This window comes from Agromyces sp. NPDC055658, assembly GCF_053618155.1.
Map to the genome: position 1 here is coordinate 98772 of NZ_JBSHHD010000007.1, position 23866 is coordinate 122637.

General features: G+C 70.4%; 17 protein-coding genes. 1 reads left to right on the forward strand and 16 read right to left on the reverse strand.

Annotated features, from left to right (window positions below; translation table 11 throughout):
* Nucleotides 1-14: 14 nt before the first annotated feature.
* The 16 genes from ACWGPE_RS05370 to ACWGPE_RS05445 all read right to left on the reverse strand — a co-directional run bounded on the left by ACWGPE_RS05370 (nucleotide 15) and on the right by ACWGPE_RS05445 (nucleotide 22907).
* Nucleotides 15-1103, reverse strand: coding sequence for a D-alanine--D-alanine ligase family protein (locus tag ACWGPE_RS05370; protein WP_452048288.1), 1089 nt, complete (start codon nucleotides 1101-1103; stop codon nucleotides 15-17).
* Nucleotides 1003-2136, reverse strand: coding sequence for an NAD(P)H-dependent glycerol-3-phosphate dehydrogenase (locus ACWGPE_RS05375; protein ID WP_231430714.1), 1134 nt, complete (start codon nucleotides 2134-2136; stop codon nucleotides 1003-1005). The genes ACWGPE_RS05370 and ACWGPE_RS05375 overlap by 101 nt, the downstream gene beginning before the upstream one ends.
* Complete coding sequence (locus ACWGPE_RS05380) at nucleotides 2126-2902, reverse strand: lysophospholipid acyltransferase family protein (RefSeq protein WP_231430713.1); 777 nt, start codon at nucleotides 2900-2902, stop codon at nucleotides 2126-2128. The genes ACWGPE_RS05375 and ACWGPE_RS05380 overlap by 11 nt, the downstream gene beginning before the upstream one ends.
* 7 nt (nucleotides 2903-2909) lie before the next feature.
* Complete coding sequence (gene murA / locus ACWGPE_RS05385; protein WP_231430712.1) at nucleotides 2910-4280, reverse strand: UDP-N-acetylglucosamine 1-carboxyvinyltransferase; 1371 nt, start codon at nucleotides 4278-4280, stop codon at nucleotides 2910-2912.
* Nucleotides 4277-4897: a 3-isopropylmalate dehydratase small subunit gene (gene leuD / locus ACWGPE_RS05390; protein WP_376931476.1), complete on the reverse strand. Its 621-nt coding sequence runs from the start codon at nucleotides 4895-4897 to the stop codon at nucleotides 4277-4279. The genes murA and leuD overlap by 4 nt, the downstream gene beginning before the upstream one ends.
* A complete protein-coding gene (leuC, locus tag ACWGPE_RS05395) occupies nucleotides 4897-6345 on the reverse strand; it encodes a 3-isopropylmalate dehydratase large subunit (RefSeq protein WP_231430710.1) in 1449 nt (482 codons plus the stop codon). Before leuC ends, leuD begins: the two co-directional genes overlap by 1 nt.
* A gap of 199 nt (nucleotides 6346-6544) precedes the next feature.
* On the reverse strand, nucleotides 6545-7108 hold the full coding sequence (locus ACWGPE_RS05400) for an FHA domain-containing protein (RefSeq protein ID WP_452048289.1): 564 nt from the start codon (nucleotides 7106-7108) through the stop codon (nucleotides 6545-6547).
* 9 nt (nucleotides 7109-7117) lie between these two features.
* Nucleotides 7118-9424: a transglutaminase family protein gene (locus tag ACWGPE_RS05405; protein ID WP_231430708.1), complete on the reverse strand. Its 2307-nt coding sequence runs from the start codon at nucleotides 9422-9424 to the stop codon at nucleotides 7118-7120.
* Entirely contained in the window at nucleotides 9421-10731 is a 1311-nt protein-coding gene (locus ACWGPE_RS05410) for a DUF58 domain-containing protein (RefSeq protein WP_452048290.1), read from the reverse strand. Before ACWGPE_RS05410 ends, ACWGPE_RS05405 begins: the two co-directional genes overlap by 4 nt.
* The gene (locus ACWGPE_RS05415; RefSeq protein ID WP_231430706.1) at nucleotides 10728-11696 is read right to left on the reverse strand and encodes an AAA family ATPase; all 969 of its coding nucleotides are present in this window, start codon (nucleotides 11694-11696) and stop codon (nucleotides 10728-10730) included. Before ACWGPE_RS05415 ends, ACWGPE_RS05410 begins: the two co-directional genes overlap by 4 nt.
* Nucleotides 11697-11742: 46 nt before the next feature.
* Nucleotides 11743-17097 carry an Ig-like domain-containing protein gene (locus ACWGPE_RS05420; RefSeq protein ID WP_452048291.1) on the reverse strand — a complete coding sequence of 1785 codons (5355 nt, stop codon included), beginning with the start codon at nucleotides 17095-17097 and terminating at the stop codon, nucleotides 11743-11745.
* 168 nt (nucleotides 17098-17265) lie between these two features.
* Nucleotides 17266-17985 carry an FHA domain-containing protein gene (locus tag ACWGPE_RS05425; protein WP_231430704.1) on the reverse strand — a complete coding sequence of 240 codons (720 nt, stop codon included), beginning with the start codon at nucleotides 17983-17985 and terminating at the stop codon, nucleotides 17266-17268.
* Nucleotides 17982-19643 (reverse strand): serine/threonine-protein kinase, encoded by a 1662-nt coding sequence (locus tag ACWGPE_RS05430; protein WP_452048292.1) that lies wholly within the window; start codon nucleotides 19641-19643, stop codon nucleotides 17982-17984. Before ACWGPE_RS05430 ends, ACWGPE_RS05425 begins: the two co-directional genes overlap by 4 nt.
* Complete coding sequence (locus ACWGPE_RS05435) at nucleotides 19643-20866, reverse strand: FHA domain-containing protein (RefSeq protein WP_452048293.1); 1224 nt, start codon at nucleotides 20864-20866, stop codon at nucleotides 19643-19645. The genes ACWGPE_RS05430 and ACWGPE_RS05435 overlap by 1 nt, the downstream gene beginning before the upstream one ends.
* Nucleotides 20859-21734: a PP2C family protein-serine/threonine phosphatase gene (locus tag ACWGPE_RS05440; protein ID WP_231430701.1), complete on the reverse strand. Its 876-nt coding sequence runs from the start codon at nucleotides 21732-21734 to the stop codon at nucleotides 20859-20861. Before ACWGPE_RS05440 ends, ACWGPE_RS05435 begins: the two co-directional genes overlap by 8 nt.
* Nucleotides 21735-21869: 135 nt before the next feature.
* Nucleotides 21870-22907: a TerC family protein gene (locus ACWGPE_RS05445; protein ID WP_231430700.1), complete on the reverse strand. Its 1038-nt coding sequence runs from the start codon at nucleotides 22905-22907 to the stop codon at nucleotides 21870-21872.
* A 210-nt stretch (nucleotides 22908-23117) separates the two neighbouring features.
* Here ACWGPE_RS05445 and ACWGPE_RS05450 point away from each other — a divergent pair, with 210 nt between their 5' ends.
* A complete protein-coding gene (locus ACWGPE_RS05450) occupies nucleotides 23118-23828 on the forward strand; it encodes a TIGR00645 family protein (RefSeq protein WP_231430699.1) in 711 nt (236 codons plus the stop codon).
* Nucleotides 23829-23866 lie beyond the last annotated feature (38 nt).

Sequence of the window (23866 nt, forward strand, 5' to 3'; positions counted from 1 at the left end):
CCGCACTTCGCGTGCTACCGGGCACCGGTCGCGTGCCCGACCTCGATGAGCTCGGTGATGAGCTCGGGATAGCTGAGGCCCGAGTTCAGCCAGCACGTCGGGAACATCGAGATCGGCGTGAACCCCGGCATGGTGTTGATCTCGTTGACGACGAACCCCTCGCCGGTGAGGAAGACGTCGACGCGGGCGAGGCTCTGGCCGCCGATCGCCTCGAAGGCTCGGCGCGCGACGCGCTGCAGCTCGAACAGCTCGCCGTCGCCGAGGTCGGCCGGGCAGACGAGTTCGACGCCCGGCGCGTCCAGGTACTTCGCCTCGAAGTCGTAGAACTCCCGCCCGGTCACGACGATCTCGCCGGCGACGCTGACCTGCGGCGTTCCGTCGCGCCCCTCGAGGACGGCGCACTCGATCTCACGGCCGACGACGCCCGACTCGACGAGCACGGTGCCGTCCTCGGCGAACGCCACGTCCAGGGCCTCGTGCAGCTTCGCCCAGTCGTCGACCTTCGTGACGCCGACCGACGAGCCGGCCCGGGCCGGCTTCACGAACACCGGGAGGCCGAGGCTGTGCACCCGGCGATGCCACAGCTCGGGGTCGCGGTCGATCGCCGCGCGCGTCACGGTCACCCACGGCGCGACGGGGATGCCGGCACCCTCGAGCACCGTCTTCGTGAAGTGCTTGTCCATGCCGAGCGACGAGGCGAGCACGCCGTTGCCGACGTAGGGCAGGCCGACGAGCTCGAGGAGGCCCTGGACGGTGCCGTCCTCGCCGAACCGGCCGTGCAGGATCGGGAAGACCACGTCGACGTCGCCGAGCGAGCGCGTGCCCGAGGCATCCGACACGGTGAGCTCGCGCGACGAGGCCGACTCGGGCCAACGCACCCGGGTGCCGTTGTCGACGACCTCGGGCAGGTGGGCCGGATCGAGCGCGAATCGCGTCGGGTCGTCGGCCTCGAGCACGTAGGCGCCGTCGCGCGTGATCCCGACGGGGATCACCTCGAACCGGCTACGGTCGATCGCCCCCAGCACCCCGCCCGCCGTGGCGCAGCTGATCGAATGCTCGCTTGAGCGCCCGCCGAACAGCAGAACCACCGTGAGCTTGTCCATCTTTCGTCCTTTCGCCCTGCGGCTCGTCGTCGGTCGTGAGGTGCGGCGCGATGTCCTTGGGGTCGAGGGTGCCCGCGAGCACCTGTCGCACCTGCTCGACGATGGGCATCTCCACGCCCTTCGCCCGCGCGAGTTCGAGGATCGGCCCGACCGAGGCGAGGCCCTCGGTCGTCTGCTGCATGCGGTTGACCACGTCGTTGAGGTGGTAGCCCTGGCCGAGCAACCGCCCGGCCGTGTTGTTGCGCGAGAGGGGCGACTGGCTCGTCGCGATGAGGTCGCCGAGTCCGGCGAGGCCCGACAGCGTCTCGGGGTGGGCGCCGAAGGCGACGGCGAAGTCGCTCATCTCGACGAGGCCGCGCGTGATGATCGACGCTTTCGTGTTGTCGCCGTAGCCGGCACCGTCGACGATGCCGATCGCCACGGCGATGAGGTTCTTCAGCACGCCGCCGAACTCGGTGCCGATGACGTCGGTGTTGACGAACGAGTGGAAGTAGCGGTTGCGCGCGACGCTGGCGACGGCCTGCGCGGTCTCGAGGCTCGTCGACGACACGACGGCGGCCGTCGGCTGCTCCTTCGCGATCTCGAGCGCGAGGTTGGGGCCCGAGATGACGGCGATCTGCGATTCGTCGATGTGCAGCACCTCGGCGATGACCTCGCTCATGCGAAGGCCCGTCGACTTCTCGACGCCCTTCATGAGCGAGACGACCTTCGCCTCGGCGTGCAGGTGCGGCGCGATCGTCTTCAGGTTGTCGCGCAGCGACTGGCTGGGCACCGACACGAACACCTGCTCGGCCCCGGCGAGGGCGAGGTCGAGCCGGCTCGTCGCACGGAGGTTCAGCGGCAGATTGACACCCGGGAGGTAGTCGCTGTTGCGCTTCGCCTCCTGGATCTCGCGGGCCATCTCGGGCCGCCGGGCCCACAGGACGACGTCGGCACCGCCGTCGGCGAGGATCTTCGCGAAGGTCGTGCCCCAGCTGCCGGCGCCCAGCACGGCCACACGAGTGCCGTGCGGCGGCTTCTGTCTACTCTTCAAGGCGCCCCGTCTCCTTCTGGCCGTGGGCGGCCGGGTTCCAGCGCTCGGCGGGTGCGGGCTCGCCGCGCACCTCGGCGAGGAGCTCGGCGATCGCGTCCATGAGCTCGCCGGTCGCCTTCACGAGCATCGCCTGGTCGATGGGCTTGTCGCGGTAGGCGCTGAGGTCGAAGGGCTCGCCGATGATGACGTCGATCGTCTTGCGAGGGAACAGGCTGATCTTCTTGCCGTAGCGGGGCAGCACGGCCTGGGTGCCCCAGTGGGCGGCCGGCACGATCGGGATGCCTCGCTCAAGTGCGATGCGCACCGCGCCGGTCTTGCCGCGCATGGGCCAGAGGTCGGGGTCGCGGGTGAGCGAGCCCTCGGGGTAGACGATGACCATCCGGCCCTTCTCGACGAGCTCCTCGGCGGCACGCAGCGCCTGGTGGCCGTTGCTTCCGGTTCGTTCGACCGGGATCTGGCCCGAGGTGCGCAGGAACCAGCCGAGCACGGGGTTCTTGAAGAGCGACGCCTTCGCGAGGAACCGCGGCGCGCGACCGAGCTTCCAGCTCGCGGCGCCCATCACGACGGGGTCGATCTCGCTGTAGTGGTTCGGCGCGAGCACGAACGCACCCGAAGCGGGCATGCGCTCTCGATGGTGGAACCGGAAGCGCATGCCGAGGTTGATGATCGGCAGGATGAGGACGGCGAGCACCCAGAAGAACGACGGTCGACGGGTCTCGGACCGCGGTTTGGCAGGGGTGATCGCCTCGGAGGTGTCGTGTGGCACGCCCCTATTATCCTTCGAGTTCGAAATCCGCCCCGAGCAGCTCGAGCTTCGTGATGAAGTCCTCGTACCCGCGGGCGATGATGCCGACGTTCGAGACCGTCGAACGCCCTTCGGCCGTGAGTGCCGCGATCAGGTGGCTGAAACCGCCGCGCAGGTCGGGCACCTCGATGTCGGCGCCGGTGAGGGTCGCCGGGCCGGAGATGACCGCGGAGTGCTTGAAGTTGCGCTGGCCGAAGCGGCAGGGCCGACCGCCGAGGCACTCCTTGTGCACCTCGATCGACGCGCCCATCTCGACGAGGGCGTCGACGAAGCCGAAACGCTGCTCGTAGACCGTCTCGTGCACGATCGAGACGCCCTTGGCCTTCGCGAGGGCGACGACGAGCGGCTGCTGCCAGTCGGTCATGAAGCCGGGGTGCACGTCGGTCTCGATGATCACGGGCTTCAGCTCACCACCGGGGTGGTAGAAGCGGATGCCCTCCTCCTCGATCTCGAAGGCGCCGCCGACCTTGCGGAAGACGTTGAGGAACGTGAGCATCTCGGCCTGTCGGGCACCGCCCACGAAGATGTCGCCGTCGGTCGCGAGTGCCGCGGCCGCCCAGCTCGCGGCCTCGTTGCGGTCGAAGAGCGCGCGGTGCGTGTAGCCGTCGAGCTTGTCGACGCCCTCGATGCGGATGACGCGGTCGGTGTCGACCGTGATGATCGCGCCCATCTTCTGCAGGATGTTGATGAGATCCATGATCTCGGGCTCGATCGCGGCACCCGAGAGTTCGGTGATGCCGTCGGCGAGGACGGCGGTGAGCAGGACCTGCTCGGTCGCGCCGACGCTCGGGTACGGCAGCGACACCTTGGCGCCGTGGAGGCCGCCGGGCGCCGACATGCGGATGCCGCTCGGCAGCTTCTCGACGATGGCACCGAAGTTGCGCAGCACCTCGAGGTGGTAGTCGATCGGCCGGTCGCCGATGCGGCAGCCGCCGAGATCGGGGATGAACGCCTCGCCGAGGCGATGCAGGAGCGGTCCGCAGAACAGGATCGGGATCCGGCTCGAGCCCGCGTGGGCATCGATGTCGGCCATGTGCGCGGTGGCGACGCCCGACGGGTCGAGGATGAGCTCGCCCTCCTCGATGCCGTGCGTGACGCTCACGCCGTGCACCTCGAGCAGCCCCCGCACGATGCGCACGTCGCTGATGTTCGGCACGTTCTTCAACACGCTCGGGGTGTCGCCGAGGATCGCCGCCACCATCGCCTTCGTGACGAGGTTCTTGGCGCCCTTCAGCTCGATCCTGCCGCGGAGCGGCTTGCCTCCGTTGATCGTGATCTTGTCGACGTTCAACCCGACTGCCGTTCCATGGTTCTTGGCATCTTGCCCGAGTGTGTTCACAGACTCCCTGATTCCGCCGGCTCCCTGATGGGGAGCGTCTTGGGCCGCCATGCCGCTCGATGTGTCTCGAACTCGGCGATGGCCGCTTCGTCCCGGAGGGTGAGGCCGATGTCGTCCAGGCCCTCCAGAAGCCTCCACCGAGTGTAGTCGTCGATGTCGAACGGCACGGTGAGCGCGCCCGCGCTCACCGTTCGTGCAACGAGATCGACGGTCACCGCTATTCCCGGGTCGGCTTCGACGACCGCCCACAGGCGCTCGATGTCCTCGTAGGCGACCTGTGCGGCGAGCAGGCCCTGCTTGCCCGAGTTGCCGCGGAAGATGTCACCGAACCGCGAGCTGATCACGACGTCGAAACCGTAGTCGCGCAACGCCCAGACGGCGTGCTCTCGGCTCGATCCGGTGCCGAAGTCGGGGCCGGCGATGAGCACCTTCGCGCCCGCGTACTCGGGCCGGTTGAGGATGAACTCGGGGTCCTGGCGCCAGGCGTGGAACAGCGCGTCGTCGAAGCCGGTCTTCGTGACCCGCTTGAGGAAGACCGCGGGGATGATCTGGTCGGTGTCGACGTTCGAGCGGCGCAGCGGCACGGCGACGCCGGTGACGGTCGTGAGCTTCTGCATCAGCGGGCCTCCCCTTCGGTCTGCAGATCCCAGGGGCTCGAGAGCGTGCCCCTGATGGCGGTCGCGGCCGCGACGAGCGGCGAGACGAGGTGCGTGCGGCCGCCCTTGCCCTGCCGGCCCTCGAAGTTGCGGTTCGAGGTCGAGGCGCAACGTTCGCCCGGGGCGAGCTGGTCGGGGTTCATGCCGAGGCACATCGAGCAGCCGGCGAAGCGCCATTCGGCGCCGAACGCCTCGAACACCTTGTCGAGCCCCTCGGCCTCGGCCTCGAGGCGCACGCGTGCCGAGCCGGGCACGACCATCACCCGCACGCCGTCGGCCTTCTGCTTGCCCTCGATGACCGACGCGAACGCGCGCAGGTCTTCGATGCGGCTGTTCGTGCACGAGCCCATGAACACCGCATCGACCTTGATGTCCTTGAGCGGCGTGCCCGGCTCGAGGTCCATGTACTCGAGCGCGCGCTCGGCGGCCGCCCGCTCGTGCTGGTCCGCGATGGCGGCGGGATCGGGCACCGACTCGGAGAGCGACACGCCCTGGCCCGGGTTCGTGCCCCAGGTGACGAACGGCTCGAGCGCGTCGGCGTCGATGAACACCTCGGCGTCGAACTCGGCGCCCTCGTCGGTCGGCAGCGTCTTCCAGTACTCCACGGCCGCATCCCACTCGGCCCCCTCGGGCGCGTGCGCGCGACCCTTCAGGTACGCGAAGGTGGTCTCGTCGGGGGCGACCATGCCGGCGCGCGCGCCGGCCTCGATCGACATGTTGCAGATCGTCATGCGACCGTCCATCGACAGCTCGCGGATCGCCGAGCCGCGGTACTCGAGCACGTAGCCCTGGCCGCCGCCCGTGCCGATCTTCGCGATGACGGCGAGGATGATGTCCTTCGCGGTCACGCCCGGCCGCAGGGCGCCGTCGACGTTGATCGCCATGGTCTTGAACGGCTTCAGCGGCAGCGTCTGCGTGGCGAGCACGTGCTCGACCTCGCTCGTGCCGATGCCGAACGCCATCGCGCCGAAGGCGCCGTGGGTCGACGTGTGCGAGTCGCCGCAGACGACCGTGATGCCGGGCATCGTGAGGCCGAGCTGGGGCCCCACGACGTGGACGATGCCCTGCTCCTTGTCACCGAGGGAGTGCAGGCGGATGCCGAACTCCTTCGCGTTCCTGCGGAGGGTCTCGATCTGCGTGCGGCTCGTCGGGTCGGCGATGGGTCGGTCGATCTGGAGCGTCGGCGTGTTGTGGTCTTCGGTCGCGATCGTGAGGTCGGGGCGGCGCACCGGGCGCCCGGCCATCCGCAGGCCGTCGAACGCCTGGGGGCTCGTGACCTCGTGCACGAGGTGCAGGTCGATGTAGATGAGGTCGGGGGTGCCGTCTTCGCCCTGCTTGACCAAGTGGTCGGTCCAGACCTTCTCGGCCAGGGTGCGGGGACGTGCGACAGCGTCGTGCGCAGCGTTCATTCGTTCGTCTTCCTTCGAGGATCGGTTTCGGCCGACGACGGACTCCGCGACGGGGACGGCCTCAGATCGAAGCCCCGTCGCGGCGACGAAGGAGAAGTCGTGGCGCGCGCATGCCCATCAGGCTAACACCTCGCCGCCGGCGCTTCGGCCGCGAGCGGACATGTGGCGGTCATCGGGCGTCACGCCGAGGGATCCGCGATCAGCGGTGCGTCCCGGCGCCGTCGACCCGCAGCCCGAACTCGCCGAGGTACAGCGCCGACCCGAGGGGCACCACCGTCGCCTCGCCCGGTGGCAGCTCACGCACCGGTGCGCCCGGCGCCTCGACTCGCACCCCGTTCGTCGACCGGAGATCGGTGACGCGCACGCCCGCCTCGACGGGCTCGACGTACGCATGCGTCTTCGAGACGGTACGGGCGGGATCGTCGACCGCGACGGCGCGAGCGCCGGGCACCGCGGACGGCGCCGGGTCGCGGCCGAGCACGACCGGTTGGTCGATGACGGCTTCGAACCCGGATGCCGCGACGAGACGCCGTGCGGGCGCACCGGGCCGCGGAGGCGGAGCCGCCGGCCCCGCCGCCACCACCGGTGCGGGATGCTGCGGCGGCGCCGGAAGCGGTGTTCCGGGCGCGCCGATGACCGGCCCGCCCGGGGCGAAGGTCGGCAGCGTCCTCGGGACGGCCCGAACCGTGCGATCGGGCGCATGCGGCTGCGGCGCCGAGGGCACGATCCCCGGCGGGGGAACGATGAAGTCCGATTCACCCACCGTCCCAGCCTACCGACGACGACGGATCCGATAGCGACTGATGAATCGCCGGGCTCTGCCGACGGCCGCGGTCACCGCGGCCGTCGCCGCCTCGGCCTCGGTCCAGCGACGGGCGACGACCTCGTCGGACACGGGGCGGCCGTCGAAGACGTCCCGGTCGATCGTGGAGGCGAGCGTCGACAACGGCACGCCTTCGGCCGCGGCATCCGCGCCCTGCATCGCATCGCCGAGCCCCTGCTCGACGACCTGCTGCTCGAGGGCCCTCGCGGACTGCAGGCGCGTCGCTCGCGTCGGCGGCTCGAAGCCGAGCTCTGCGTAGCGGTCGACGAGCTCGTCCCAGGCGGCCGCGGCCTGCCGGTCGTTGGGGCCGGAGCGACGCCGCCGGCGCCGTGCCGCCTTGATCAGCGCCGCGGCGAGCATCGGCAGGAAGACGAGCGCCGCGGGGATCGCGATCGACCCGAGTGCGATCCACACCCATCCCGGAATCTGGAAGGGCCGATCCTTGTCGTCGTCGTCCGTGTCGTCGATCTCGACGGTGGCGAGCAGCTCGTCCTCGGTCTGCTCGGCGCGCGGCGGCTGGCGCACCTGCGGCTGCGGCTCCGACTTCGGCTTCGGGGTCTCCTCCTTCGGCACGTCGACCTGGTCGGGCGTGGGGTGGAAGCTCACCCAGCCGATGCCGTCGAACGCGACCTCGACCCACGCGGTGACGTCGTCGCCGACGACCTCCACCTCGTCCTGTCCTTCCGCGACGTCGGGTGCGAACCCCATCACGACGCGCGCCGGATAGCCCAGATCGCGGGCCATGAGCGCCATCGCGGCGGCGTACTGCTCGGCGTCGCCGACCATCTGCGATCGCGTGAAGAGCTCGGTGATGCGATCGGCGCCGTGCCCCGCGCGCGACGCCACCTCGTCGGAGGCGAGGCCGTGGCTCAGGAATCCGTTCGTCTTGAGCGCCTTCTCGATCGCGCGCAGCTGCTCGATCGGGCTCGCGGCGTCGCCGGCGAGCTCGCTCGCCTTGGCCTCGGCCACGTCGGGCGAGTTCTCGACGATCGGCAGGGTGAGGTCGGCGACGGGCACGTCGAGCATGTCGTCGGTGTCGGGCTCGCGCTGCACGTTCGCCGTGAGCTCGTACCGGGTGCCCTCGCCGATGCCGCTCGTGAGCACAGCGGTGCCCGCGTCGGGGTTGTAGCGCAGGTCGCCCGCGCGGGCGGCGCTGGCGGCATCCTGCAAGTGCAGGCTACTGCCGTAACCGACGGTCGGGAGCCAGACGTCGGAGTAGGCGCCGACCTCGATCTCGACGTCGCGCTTCGAGCCGAGGTCGGCGAGTCCGGGCTCGGGCAGCGACTCGCCCACGATGCCGTACCCCGCGTCGGACCCGGCGTCCTCGGGACCGGCGACGTTCCAAAGGCGGCCGGTGTAGGAGTCCATCGTGGCCAGCCGCAGGGTGTCGCCCGGTTGGAGGCCGCGCACCGTGAACAGCGTCTCCTCGGCGAGGTCCTTCGTGTACTTGCGGAATCCCGACAGCGGGCTCGGGAACTCGAGCGGGTCGAAGGGCGGCACGACCTCGTCGCGCAGCACGAAGCGCTCGGGACTCACCGGTGCGAACGCGACGCCCGCAATCGCGCCGATGGCGACGGCTCCGGCGACGACCGCGCTCGTGCCGGTGATCTTCTGCCGGCGCAGGCGCTTCGCCCCCTCTCCCGTCGCCTCGACGGTCGTCCCGCGGTGCCACGCGATCCAGACCAGGGCGATGACCGCGAAGGCGACGCCGCGGACACCCGCGAAGTACGGCTCGTCGGTGCCGAGCAGGATGCCGGAGAGGTAGAGGAGGGCTGGGCCGATGACGAGCACGCTCGCACGCAGTGCGGTTCGACGCTTGGGCAGCCATCGGGTCGCGAGCATCGTGCCGACGAGCGAGACGAGCCAGGCGGCGAAGTAGGGCAGCGCCGCGATGTAGTACGGCGCCTCGACCGGTGTGCCGATCGTGACGATGTCGGCCCAGCCGAAGACGGCCCCGTAGGCGAGCCCGGCGAGCGACGTGAGCGAGGGCAGCACGGCGAAGAGTCCGGTCTCGGGCATCGTGAACGGCGTGCCGAGGATGAAGTAGGCGGCGACGGCGACGAGCACGGTCGTGAGCACGCCGAGCCGCCAGACCGCGCCGGCGACGGCCGCGAGGGTGCCGACGACGAGCCCGGCGATCGCCGCGACGAGGAAGTTGAGGTCGCCGAAGCTCGTCTCGTAGCCGACGATGCCGAGCAGCGACAGGAGGCTCAGCACGAGCAGGTCGCTGACGACGTTGCGGGGCAGGCGTCTCATGGGCGCACCCTCCGCATCAGCCGAGGAAGGTCGGCGAGCTCGCCGATGGTTGCGACGGTCATGCCCGCGATCTTCGTGAGCGAGCTCGGCGCGCCGAGGTCGATGCGCACGGCGACCGTCTGGGTGTCGTTGCCGAACACCGTCTCGACGGCGCGGAACTCGGCGAGCGGGAGCTGCGAACCGCCGACCGCGATCACGACGCTCGGGGCCGGCAGGCGCTTCGTCGCCTCGCGCACGAAGTCGCGCATCGTCGGGTAGGCGCGGTCGACCGGCTCGATGCGGCACGAGTCATCCAGCAAGGTCGTCGGCGTCGCCGTGCGCAGGGAGACCCGTTCGGTCGCGACCGAGAGCCGCGTCTTGTCGCGGATGACCTGCACGCCGATCGAGGCGAGCACCGACACCCCGAGCTCGAACTCGTCCTCGGATGCGTAGTGCGCCCGCTCGGTCGACTGCAGGAGCGCGAGCTGCGAACGACGCGTCTCCTCGTACTGGCGGACCATGAGCTGCCCGGTGCGGGCCGACGTGCGCCAGTGCACGTTGCGCAGCGGGTCGCCCGGCTCGTAGGCGCGCAGGGCGTGGAACGAGATGTCGTTGTTCGTGATGACCTTCGTGATCTCGCCCTCGAGGTCGCGGACGAGGCCCGCGGCCGACGGCAGCAGGCGCGCGGTCACCGGGTGCACGAAGAGTTCGACCGGGTCGGTCCAGCGCACCGTCCGGCGCAGCATGCCGAGCTGGTCGCCGCGGACGGAGACCGCAGGGCCGGCGACGATCACGGCGCGGCGGTTCGTCGGCACGGCGAAGAGCTCCTCGTGCTCCTCGCCCGGTGCCAGCTGCGGCACGACGAACTCGGCGAGCCCGGCGCCGACCGGGAGCTCGATGCGCGCGGGCGCCGACGGCGCGCCGCCCGCGTTGCGGACGGCGAGCCGTCCGAGTGCGCGTTCACCGGCGACGACTCGGGCGGGCTGCAGCTCGATGCCGACGTCGAAGTGCATCCGACCGAACACGAACGCGATCGAGACGAGCACCGCCGCGAGCAGGGTGAACCCGAGGAACGCGAACTCGATCCAGCCGAAGGCCCACGCGAGCACGAGCGAGACGACGGCGGCGGCGAGCACGAGCCATCCCGTCGTCGAGATCACGCCCGTGACCGGCTCGCAGAAGGCGGCCACCGCGCGCGCCGCGCGCACGACGGCGCGCCGAGCCGCCGTCAGCGACGTCCCGAGCGAACGCGAGACCGTCCTGAGTGCGATGCGTGTCTGCGAGGGCGCCTGCGCCTGGGCCTCCCGCGTGCCGGCCGGTACGCTCATGCCGCCCGGTACGCCGGCGGAGCGACCTCGACCAGGACCCTGTTCACGATGTCCGTCGCGGTCACGCCCGCGAACTCCGACTCGGGATCCACGATGATGCGATGGGCCAGCACCGGCACGGCCAGGTCGCGCACGTCATCGGGCGTGGCGAACGTGCGGCCACGCGAGATCGCTCGCGTCTTCACCGCCCGTGCGAGGGCCAGTGCGCCGCGCATGCTCACGCCCAAGGCCGAATCCCGGTCGTCCCGGGTCGCCGCGACGAGCTCGTTCAGGTACGACAGCACGGCCGCGTCGACGTACACGTCGCTCGCGAGCGCGGACATCGTGGTGATCGACTCGGGGGCGATGATCGGCGACACCTTCGACGCCCGCGCACGGTTCGCCGAGTCGAGCAGCAACGTCACGGCGGTGTCGTGGTCGGGGTACCCGAGCGAGGTCTTGATCAGGAACCGGTCGAGCTGCGCCTCGGGCAGCGAGTACGTGCCGGCCTGCTCGACCGGGTTTTGCGTCGCGATCACCATGAAGGGCGACCCCACCTCGTACGAGACGCCGTCGACCGTGACCCGGCCCTCCTCCATCACCTCAAGGAGGGACGACTGCGTCTTCGGGCTCGCCCGGTTGATCTCGTCGGCCAGCACGATCGAGGCGAAGATGGGGCCACGATGGAACTCGAACTGCCCCTTGCCCTGGTCGTAGATCGTGACGCCGGTGACGTCCGACGGCAGCAGGTCGGGCGTGAACTGGATGCGCGAGTTCGTGCCGTCGAGGGTGTTCGCGAGGGCCTTCGCGAGCACCGTCTTGCCCGTGCCGGGGAAGTCCTCGAGCAGGACGTGCCCGTCGGAGAGCAGTGCCGTCACGACGAGCTCGATGACCTCGCGCTTGCCGAGGATGGCGCGGTCGACGTTGTCGACGAGCTTCGAGAACGCGTCCTGGAACCACAGGGCCTGTTCTTGGGTCACTGACATGCGGGTTTCGTCTCTCTCTTGCTTCGTTGCCGTCGGGTCACACGCGTCACCACGTGTTGTACGGGATGCTGTTCCACTGGCTGCCGCTGATCGCGCCGAGGGTCTTCGAGGTGCCGCCGCTGACGTTCTCGAAGCGCACCGCGATCGTCTCGCCCGCGGCACGCCGGCCGAGGTGGTTCTGCAGCTCGAGTCGGCCGTCCGCGCCGACGTCGTAGGTCCCCTTGTAGTTGCCCCACGAGCCGTTGACGGTCACGTACACCTGGTAGCGGCCCGGGTCCATGTTGCTCCAGCTGATGCGCACGTTGGCGCAACCGCTGCCGCCGCTGTCGCAGGCGCGGCTCCCGCCCTTGCCGATCGAGCCCGAAGCCTGGGGCGGCGGACGGTTCTCGACGCTGAACCTGATGGAGTTCGCGGGGCCCTCCTTGCCGCTGCCGTTGTTCCTCGCCTTGACGTCGACCGTGTGGCTGCCGGCGCCGAGGTTGCCGAACGTGTGGGATTGCGCGGTCGACCAATCCGACCAGCCGCCGCCGTCGATGCGCCACGAGTACTGCACGCCTCCGCCACCCGTGTCGGCGGGCGGATCCCACGCGACCGTGACGTCGGCGGGCGCGTAGCCGATGCCGCCCGTGCGCAGGTTCGTAGGCTGGGTCGGCGTGCCGTACGGCGTCTGGGTCATGCTGTTCGACGCGTCGGACGTGCCCTTCGCGTTGACCGCGCGCACGGTGAACGTGTACGCCGCACCGTTGCGGAGGCCGTCGATCGTCTGCGGCGTGCCGGCTGCGGCTTCGCCGAACTCCCTCGAGCCGCCGTCGTAGCTCACGATGTAGCCCGTGATCGGCGAGTTGTTCGTGGCGTTGGCGCGCCATGTCACCTGGATGTTGCCGTCTCCGCTCGTCGCGGCGGTGAGCGTCGGCGGGTCGGGCCGATCCCTGACGATCACGGTGACGCGTCCCTGCACCTCGCGCGCCGGGTCCATCGTGGCGTCGCCGATGCGGTAGATGACGCTGAGCTCGCCCGTGAACGATGCACCGGTGCGCACCGTGATGTCGGACTCGGTGTGGCTCACCGACGCGTTCGAGCCCACGCTCGCCGAGTCGATCTCGGCTGCGACGACGCGCAGCTTCTCGCCCTCCGCGTTGAACGGGTTGAAGTCGTTCTCGAGGACGTCGACGAGCTTCGAGTCGCTGCGCACCATCTCGATCGGACCGTCGTCCTTGGCGATGGGCTTCGCGCGCGTCGAGGAGACGACCTTCACGTCGACATAGCCCGGAACCGTGAACGACTCGAACTTGAGGTCGAAGGTCAGGCGGGTCGAGGTGCCCGGCTGCACGCCGAGCTCCGACGAGACCTTCAGCGTTCCGCCGTCGATCGACGCCTGGATCTCGTCCGTCGTCCCGGACAGGTTCGTGTACTCGACGCGCTCGATGTTGTCGGGATTCGGCTGGTAGGTCGACGAGCGCAGGTCGACGTCGAGCGGCGCCTCACCGGCCTCGATCGTCTCGGTGCGCGGCGTGAACGTCGGCGGGGTGTCGTTGAAGTTCGGATCGCCGACCGTGATGGGAATGGTGAGGATCGCGACGCGGCCGATGGGGTCGGTCGCGCTCTTGCCGTCGGTCACCTGGAACGTCACGGCGGCAGAGCCCCGGTAATCCTGCTCGGGCACGTACTGCAGCGTCTGGCCGTCGACCATGGGCGCCTCGCCCGCGTTCGTCGCCGACGCCGTGAGGATGAGCGGCGGCTGGCCGGAGGGCACCACGACGATGTCGTCGACGTCCCAGGTGATGCTGCCGTTCATCGGCACGACGACCGGCTCCATGTCGGCGAGGTGCGGTGCGGGGAACTTCGCCTTCTCTTCGGCGGCGAGCTCTTCGGGGGTCTTCGGCCGCTGGGTCTCCTCGACGACGGGCTCCTCGTCTCCGCCGGGGATCGGCGGCACGATGACGAACGCCATCGCATCGAGTTCGTCGAGCTCGTTGGTCAGTCGATAGGCGACCGCGAACCGATCGCGGCCCGGCTTCACGTCGATGCTGCCGTCGGAGAGCACCTCGGCGCGATCGGCGTTGGGGCCCTCGACGCTCACCTTGAGGTCCTCGACGAGTCCTCCGGGGTTCGTCGCATCGTTGAGCGGGCGAACGTTGACCTTGTCGACGTCGACGACCTCTTCGGGTTCGATGACCTGGTCCTCGGCGGTGGGCGGCGGGATCACGGCGTCCTTCGAGACCGCGATCTGCAGGAAGGCGGCATCGGCGCCGCCGTGACCGTTCGAGATCTCGTACCGCACGGTGTACGCGCCCTCGGTCTCGGGGGCCGTCACGACGACGCGCCGCCGGTCGCGGACCTCGGCCTCGATGCCCTCGTCGACGTCGGGGAGCCCCGCGACGCGCAGCTGGTAGCCGGACGGGTCGGAGTCGTTGAGCAGCACCTCGACGCCGACGGTGCGGCCGGGCTTCATCTCGATCGTGTCGTCGACCGCCTTCGGCGGCAGCTGCACCGCCGGCCGCGGGATGACGCCGATGCGCACGGTGCCCTTCGACTTCGCGCCCTGCGTGTCTTCGACCTCGTACTGGAAGGTGTCGGTGCCCGCGGATCCGGTCAACGCCTCGTAGGTGATCGACGTGCTCGTGCGCTCGAGGATGCGCCCGAGCGACGGCGCCGAGGCGATGCCCGTCAGCGTCACCGAATCGCCGTCGGGGTCGATGCCGTCGAGCGGGACGTCGATCTTGACCGCCGAACCCTCGAAGGTGCGCGAGGTGAGCGGCGTCGGAAGCGGCGCACGGTTGTTGGCGGGGTCGGGACCGACCACCGTGAAGTGCACCGTCGCGCGCGCGGTCTGCTCGAAGTCGTCTCCGACCGTGTAGACCGCGCTGTAGACGCCCGGCGTCTTCGGAGCCTGGAACCGCACCTCGTCGCCGTTGACGAACGCGAGGCCGCCCTCGGCGTCGACCTTCGACAGCTCGGGCAGCACGTGGATCGCCGCGGCGTCGGGGTGGTAGTCGTTGCGCAGCACGGGGACGGTGACGATGTCGCCCGCGCGCACGTTCACGCTGTCGTCGGCCGCGACGGGCGGTTGGTGCTTGACGAGCGGCGGCACGGGCACGACGGCGACGCTCGCGGTCGCGGTGTTCACGCCGTCGGAGATCGTGTACTCGAACTCGAGCTGGCGGTCGATCGCCTCGGAGGCCGTGACGCGTGCGACCGTGTTCGTCAGGATCTCGACGGAGACGAGGTCGTCGGTCGCCGAGTCGTCGACGGACTGCACGGCGAGCACCCGGCCCGACGGCGAGACGTCGTTCGCCAGGAGCGGCACCGTGGTCGGCTCGCCCGGCCGGAGGTAGGCCGTGTCCTTCACGGCGATGGGCTTCGGCTCGTCGTCGGGCGTCTCGGCGACCTGCACGCGGATGAGGCCGACGCTCACGGCGGTGTCGGCGGCGAGGTCGTAGAGGAAGACGTACTCGCCCGGCTCGTCGGCCGAGAACGTGATGGTGCCGCGTTCGAGGTTCGGGGTCACCGTCGCACCGTCGGGCACCTCCTCGACGCCGGCGAGCGACAGCGGCGCGCCCGAGGGCGTCAGGTCGTTCGCGAGCGGCTCGATCGCGACCGCCTCGCCGACGAAGACCTGCGCGAAGTCGGGCGTGCCGACCGGGTTGAGGGTGCCGGTGGGCTTCACTTCGACCTCGAGGGTGCCGGCGGACTCGGTCTGCCCGTCGGAGACGACGTACTGCACCTCCTTCGTGCCGAGCTCGCCCGAGCGGTGCCCGAAGGTGACCTGGCCGTCGGGGCTGAACCGCACGGAGTCGCCGCTCGTCGGCGACGCGTTCACGAGGTACACGTCGTCGCCGTCGGGGTCGTTCCAGTCGGCCAGCACGTTGTACGAGATCTGCCGGTTCTGCTCGACGCTCGTCGCCGCGGTGCGCATCGACACGGGCGCCTCGTTCTCGCTCTCGGGCGTGATGCGCACGTTCACGGATGCCTCGGCGACGCCCCCGCGTCCGTCGTCGACGGAGTACCGGAACGAGGCGGTGCCCGCCGCACCGTCATCGGGGGTGAACTGGAGCGCTCGCCCGCCGTCGATGAGTTCAAGTCGGCCCTGCGCACCGCTCACGGCCGGCAGTTCGGCCACGGTGAGCACGTCGCCGTCGGGGTCGGTGTCGTTCTCGAGCACCTCGAGGATCGTCGTGCGTTCTGGCCGTACGCCGAACTCGTCGTCGCGCGCGACCGGGGGACGGTTGACGGGCCCCCGTTCCGCGAGCGTGTCCTCGAAGTTCTGGCGGGAGCTCTTCTCCTCGCCCTCCTCGTCGTCCGACTCCTCGGGCGGGGTGACCTCCTCCCAGTTGTCGACGAGTCGGAGGTCGGAGTCGACCAGCCAGGCGTTGCCGTTCGAGAGGTTGTTGAGCACGATGACGTTGCGGTTGACGCGGAACTCGAGCCGCCCGCCCGCCGTCTTCTGCTCGATCTCCTGCGACCGGGGGTCCTCGCCGTCGCAGGAGGCGAGGTAGCTCGCCGAATTCGCCCAGGCGCCGTGCGCGCAGCCGTTGAGCCAGACCGGTGCCGCGACCTGCGACGCCTTCTCGGCTTCGACTTCGCCACCGCTCGGGATGACGCGGACCTCTCCCCCGGCGAGCGGTGCCTCGAGCAGTGCACCCGCGCTCGCGACGAGGGCGACGTCGTGCTCGGCGCCGGACTGCTGCAGTCGCAGGCCCTGCTCGGGCAGGTCGACGGCGACGTCGCCCGAGATCAGGCGGTTCTGGTCTTCGTCGAGGATGACGGCGCGCTCGCCCACGGCGGCGAGCTGGTGCTCGCCGAGCTTCGGCGTGCTGCGCTTCTGCGGGTCGGCGCCCACGGCGATCGTGTACAGCGCCTTCTTGCCCGGTCGGGTCGCGAAGACGGTGCCTTCGCTCGAGACGGCGACCCTGGCCCCCTCGCCGAGCTTCAGGAGCGGGTCGGTGCCGGCGGCGTCGAAGGAGAGCGCGGACCCGGCCTGCACCGTCCACAGCTCGCCCTTCGGCGAGAGCACGGCGATGACCTCGCCGCCGTAGGCGACCTGCGAGCCCGGGGGCACGTCGATGCGTTCGGTGAGCGTGGTGAACGAGGGATCGATGCGCTCGATCGAGCCGATGCTGCGGTCGTAGAGGAACGCGTCGTCGCCGTTCTGGAGGACGTCGAACTCGTTCGTTGCCGTGTTGACGGCCGCGTCGAGCTCGCCGATCGGCCGGTTGAGGCGGCCGGCGAGCAGATCGTGCTCGTTGAGGACCCAGACGTCTCGCGCGTCGAGGTCGGGGTCGGTCACGGGGAAACCCTGGTGCAGCACTGCGAAGGTCAGCGGTACCCCCGCGATGAGCGTGAGTGCGAGCGTCGTCGCCGTCGCCTTGCGCGTGCGCACCCAGGACGTGAAGGATCCCACCACTTCTCCCCTGATGCACCACGAATCGGATCGGGCCGATCGGCCCCCACAACGGGGTACACGGTAACACGGGGATCCGACGCGGTCACATGGGGAGTCGTCCCCATGCGCAACAGTCGCTGATCGTCGCGGTGCGATCGTGCCGCGTCGTCGGCACAGCGGCGGGCGTCACGCCCGCGCAGCGTCGTCGGCGTCGGGGGCCGGCCGATCGAGGAGCGGCAGGTCGTCGGCACTCACGAGCCGGGTCGCCACCGCGTACTCGACGAGCCGGGCCCGTCGGTTGGTGGCGAGCTTGCCGCGACCGCCGCGGAGGCCGTCGACGCCGATGCGATCGAGCTTCTCGCAGACGTTGTCGAGCTTGCGGTTGAAGGTCGTCATGCTCCAGCCGAGGCGGGCCGCGGCCTCCGCCGAAGTCGGGACCGCGGCGCGACCGGCCGCCGGCTGCGCGAGCACGTGCTCGGCGAGCGCGACGACCAGCAACCGCTGGCTCGTCGTCAGCGTCACCGGCATCACTGTCGTGCCGCCGTCGACCGGCGTCGCGGTGAGGGACGTGTTGTAGAAGTCCTCTTCGGCATGGACGGTGAAGTCGTAGGTCGTCGCTCCCGCGCTGAACATGACGTGCACGGTCTGGAAGACGAGCGGCAGCTTGGCGCCGGGCGCCACCCAGGCCTGCACGCTGCCGGTGGCGTCGGAGACGGTCGCCGCGAGAAGCTGGCCCACGTTCGACAGCCACCACAGCCCGTACTCGCTCGAGAGCGTGAGGAAGGTTCGGTGCAGGTAGGGGTTCTCGTCGATCGTGAGGTCGGAGTCCCGTCCGATCGTGAACGGATCGCCTCCAGCCTCGACCGTGTACCACTCCCCGCAGTATTCGACGCGCAACGGCCTCATTCCGAGCATCCCCTCACCGGCTCCGATGTCTTGCTGCCGCGCTGCACCTCGACGTCGATGCAGACGACTCCCCCAGCAGTGTTCTCGACCATGATCGTCGACTCGTCGGTGACCTCCGTCTTGCCTGAACCGTCGGCGCGCTCCCACCGATAGCGGTCGCCCTCCTCGGCGCGGGGATGCGTGACCTCGAACACGGCGGAGGACCCCTCCGCCCCGGTGAACTCGACCTCCGGCGCTGGAACGGCGACCTCGAGCAGCGCGTCCTCGCCGTTCGCATCGCTCGTCGGCTCGGGCCCGGCATTCACGAACGTGCCCGACATGGCGATCGCGATGCCCACGACGGCGACGATCACGACACCCGCGCAGGCCGCGACGATCGCACCGACGCGGCTGCGCCGCGGTGGGCGGGTCTCGGTCGGCGCAGCACCGGGCGCCTCCGGCACGTTCCTGCGCGGACGGACGATCGTCTCGTCGACTGCCGCGGCCGAGGCTTCGCGCATCACCGTGGCGTCGTCGACGACCGGTGCGGTGCGGTGCGGTTGCGCGTCGACCTGCTGCGGCGTTCGTGCACGGGTCCGGTCGTCGTCGATCGGCGCTGGGGCCGACGCGGCTGCGGCGACCGGCGGCGCTCCGATCGCCGCGCCGGGGGCTCGGGGCGCCTGCGCCTCGACCGTCTGCACCGTGCGCGCGCGGGTCGCGTCGGCCCCGTCGTCGGGAGCCGGCTCCCGCTCGGCGCCGAGGTTCGGGACCTCGATCGTCGTGGCCGCGTAACCGAGCTCGAGTTCGACGCGCTGCAGGGCGCGCGCGAACTCCACCGCGCTCGGATAGCGGTCGGCGCGATGCGCCGCCATGCCCTTGGCGAGGACGGCGACAAGGCTCGCGGGCACGTCGGCGCGCCCGATCGGCGTGATCGCGCCCCGCTCGATGCGGCCCATGAGGTCGAGCGACCCGTTCGGCCGGCCGGGGATCTCGAACGGCGTGCGGCCCGCAAGCAGCGTGTGGACGGTCGCGGCGAGCGAGAAGACGTCGCTTCGGGTGTCGGGCTTCGGGTCGTCCTCGAACATCTCGGGCGGCGACCACGGCACGCTCAGGCCGACGGCCGACTGGCCCGAGCCGGATCCCGTCGCGCCGAGTTCGGCGACGGTGACCGTGTGCACGGGCAGCTCGCCCTCGAGGTTCGACGAGATGCCGAAGTCGGTGAGCGCGGGCCAGCCGTAGTCGTTCGTGAGCACGTTCGCCGGCTTGATGTCGCGGTGCAGGATGCCTGCGGCGTGGGCGGTCGCGATCGCCCCCGCCAGTCGCACGCCGGTGCGCAGCGCGTCCTCCACGGAGAAGGGCTCCCGCTTGTAGCGCTCGGCGAGACTCGGGCCGGAGCAGTACTCCATGACGAAGTACGGGCGGCCGTCGGCCGACACGTCGGCATGGAAGATCGTGACGATGAACGGGTGCGCCGAGAGCTGCGCCATGAGGTTCGCCTCGGCGACGAACTGCGCGCGGGTGTCTCGGCCGAGCTCCTCGGTGAGCAGCACCTTCACCGCGACCTTGCGCCGCGGCAGCCGCTGCTCGTAGAGGAAGACGTCGGCGAACCCGCCGGAGCCGAGCAGGCCGAGCGACGCGTAGCCGGGCAGTTCGGGCGGGCTGGACGGGGCTCGACGCATCAGTCCCCGACCACCTGGATGGTCCATCCGCCGCCGAGGTCGACGACGGTGCCGATGAGCACGGGCGTGGGCTCGCCGGCGCGAAGCTTCACCGGGGCCTTCCCGGGCGCGACGACGAGGGTGCCGTTGCGAGAGTGCAGGTCGGTGACGACGACGGTGCCGCCCTCGAGCGCGAGCCGGACGTGGCTGCGCGATATGTCGGCGTCGCCCTGCCCGATCGTGACGATCCGAGGCAACCGGCCGCCGGCCACCTTGCTGACGCTCGGGGCTCGCCCGAGCACGATCTCGTGCACGAGCGGCTCGAAGCTGCCGTCGGGCATGCGCAGGCGCACCTCGGGCACGGGCGCGGGCGCGGCGCCTTCGGCGGGCGCGTCGGACGGGCGGGCGGCGTCGCGCTCGGCGCGGAGGCGCCGGATGTCGGCACTCGCGACGGTCATGCCGTCGTGGTCGCCGTCGCCGGGCGGCGGAGAGGCGATCTCGCCCGCGGGCCGGGCGATCGTCTCGTCGAGATCGAGCTCGGGCGGGCGCACCAGCTCGGAGACGCCCACGATCGTCTCCTCGATCGGCGCCATCGTGTGCTCCGATACCGGCACGGCCGGGGCTGGCGGCGCCGGCGGCGCGACCGGTGCCGGTGCGTCGTCGACACGACCGGCCTCGACGCGCGGCGGGCTCGCGAGCACGGTCGGCGCCGTACGAGGACTGCGCGGACCGGATGCCGGGGCGTCTTCGCCGCCGGAGACGGCCGCCGTCACGGCGACGGGCTTCGCAGGCGACTCGCCGGCGCCCGACGCGCTCGGCACCGCGATCGCCGCGGTCGGCACGACGCCGTCGAGGATGGGCAGCCACGAGGCATCCGCCCCGGCGCCCGCGGCCGACATCTCGACCCGCTCGACACCGTCGACGACCCGCTCGGCCCAGGTCGACACCGTGGCGCCCGAGACGGTCGTGTCGCCCGCGACGACCTCGAATGCGCCGCGCACGATGATGCGCACGGACCCCAGCGTGTCGCCGTCGCCCGCCCACGTGACCAGGGCGAAGTCGGGGGTGCGACCGAGGCCGGCGGCGGTGAGCCGCTCGATCACCTCGGTCGAGGATTCGGATGCCAGCGCCGGCCACAGCTCGGTCGCGATCGCCGGGGCCGTCGGCCCCGACACCATGAGCGCGGCCCCGCTCCGCACCGCGGCGACCGCATCGCCCTGCTCGTCTGCGCGATACTCAGGCATCGCGACCCCCCTCGTCTCGTGGTCTCGTCTCTTCGACCGCCTCGTGCACCCGATCGCGCGTCGCGTCGCCGTCGTCGTCGACCTCGCCCCCGATCGTGGACTCGACGACGACGACGCTCACGTTGTCGCGGCCCCCGTGCGCGAGCGCCGCCTCGACGAGTTCACCGGCCATTCCGGCCGGGTGGGCGGCGTCGCCCGCGAGGATCGCGGCGATGCGATCGTCGGGAAGCTCCTTCGTGAGGCCGTCGGAGCAGATCAGGAACGCCTGGCGGCCGGCAGCGGGGACGAGCCAGACGTCGGGCTCGACGAGGTCGTCGGCCCCGAGCGCCCGGGTGATCACGTTCCGCTCGGGATGCCGCTCGGCCTCTTCAGGGCGGATGAGCCCCGCGTCCACCAGTTCTTGCACGGCCGAGTGGTCGATGCTCATCTGCTCGAGCGAGCGGCCGTCCCACGAGTAGATGCGCGAGTCGCCGATGTTGAATGCCATCCAGTGGAAGCCGCCCGAGTCGCCGGCGTCGACCAGCGCGACCCCCGCGAGCGTCGTGCCCGCCACAGCGGTGCCCTCGTCGCCGTCGCCGCTCAGCGCGCGGACCGCGTCGTTGGAGCTGTGGATCGCATCGAGCACCTGCTCGGGCGACGGCGGAGTGCCCGGCTCGATGTGCCGGCGGAAGGTCTCGACGACCGCCGTGCTCGCCGCGTCACCGCGGGCGTGACCGCCCATGCCGTCGGCGACGAGGTACACGGGCGCCTCGGCGAACACGGCGTCTTCGTTCACGCTGCGCACGAGCCCGATGTCGGTGCGCGCCGAGTGCGCGACGAGCGCGGAGCCGCGAGTCAGGGCGACGACGCCCTCGGCATCACCTGGCACGGAACTCCTCGGTAGGGCGGGATGGTCGGGACGGCAGCCCGAGCGACGCCGCCCGGGCGTCGCCCGTCAACGGTAGCAAGTCCGCGGACCGATCGCCCGCGCCTGTGGAGAACGCGGGCGATCCGTCGTCGCGGTTCAGCGGCCGGTGTGCTCGGGGTCCTCGGTGAAGTGCGGCACCTCGTCGAGCAGCCGGTGGCCGCGGCGCTTCGCGTCGACCCGCGCCTTCACGAGGCTCGCGACGGTCGCGACGAGCATCGCGAGCACGATGACGCCGAGCGACATCCACGTCGAGATCTCGGGCGCCCACTCGATCGGCTCACCGCCGTTGAGGAACGGCAGCTCGTTCACGTGCATCGCATGGAGCACGAGCTTCACGCCGATGAAGGCGAGGATGAACGCGATGCCGTACTTCAGGTACTCGAGGCGCTCGAGCAGGCCGCCCAGCATGAAGTACAGCTGGCGCAGCCCCATGAGCGCGAAGACGTTCGCGGTGAAGACGATGAACGCCGACTGGGTGATGCCGAAGATCGCGGGGATCGAGTCGAGCGCGAAGAGCAGGTCGGTCGTACCGATCGCGATGAACACGATGAGCATGGGCGTGAAGAAGCGCTTGCCGTCGATCGTGGTGCGCAGCTTCACCCCGTCGTAGTCGTCGGTGAGGCGCACGCGCTTGCGAAGCATGCGCACGACGAAGGTCTCGGAATCGTCGTCGTCGTGGTCGCCGCGCACCTGCTGGATGGCCGTCCAGACGAGCCAGGCGCCGAAGATGTAGAAGATCCAGCTGAAGTTCTCGATGAGCGAGGCGCCGAGCAGGATGAAGATGCCGCGCAGCACGAGCGCGATGATGATGCCCACCATCAGCACCTCCTGCTGCAGCTTCCGCGGTACCGCGAACTTCGCCATGATGATGACGAACACGAAGAGGTTGTCGATCGAGAGGCTGTACTCGGTCAACCATCCGGCGAGGAACTGCCCCGCGAACTCGCCGCCGGCGAACAGGTACATGAGCCCGGCGAAGACGAGGGCGAGCACGACGTAGAAGACGACCCACAGGGTCGACTCCCGCATGGAGGGCACGTGCGGGCGCTTGAGCACGAGCAGCAGGTCACCGACGAGGATGAGCGTCAGGACGACGAGCGAACCGACTTCGAACCAGATGGGGAGTTCGAGCACGTTGGGCCTTTCGGGGATCAGGGTACGACGGAACCCGAAAGTCTCTCCCTCGTGGCGCTGCCACTCCCAGGACCGGAGCGGCGACGACGGCGCTCGTACTGACGATCATGGGCCGAGGCCGTTGCCTCGCGGGATACTCCCCTTCGCTCAGGCGAGTCTAGCGGACGGCGGGCCCACGTAGACTCGAACCCCGCGAACCGAGGAGAGAGCTTGAGCGCCCGAACGACGCCCACCCCCGCCCGCCCGTACCGCCGCGCCCCCGGCACCTCGTTGATCGGCTATTCGATCTTCGCGAGCCGCTGGCTCCAGGCTCCCCTCTACCTGGGACTCATCGTCGCCCAGGCGATCTACGTGTGGGTGTTCCTCAAAGAACTGTGGCACCTCGTCGACGGCGTCTTCATCGACCAGGAGCACGCGTTCACCGAGGCCGACATCATGCTGCTCGTGCTCGGCCTGATCGACGTGGTCATGATCGCGAACCTGCTGATCATGGTCATCATCGGCGGCTATGAGACGTTCGTCTCGCGGATCAGGGTCGACGATCACCCCGACCAGCCCGAGTGGCTCTCGCACGTCAATGCGAACGTGCTCAAGGTCAAGCTCGCCATGGCGATCATCGGCATCTCCTCGATCCACCTGCTCAAGACCTTCATCGAGGTCGGCGACCTCGGCAGCCCGAACGCCGAGAACACGACCGGCAACGACTACACCGGCGAGGGCGTCATGTGGCAGGTGATCATCCACTGCGTGTTCATCCTGTCGGCGCTCGCGCTCGCGCTCATCGACCGCATGTCGTACCACAGGGTCACCGCGGGCGAGATCCACGACGGCGTCGTCGTTCCGGTCCCGGCGGCGCCGGGGCCCGATGCGGCCTCGGAGGGCGTGCAATCCCCCGATCCGAGGCTCGAGCCCGTGCGGTGAGCGGTCCGGCCTCCGGCCCGGCACGGATGCCTCGGAGC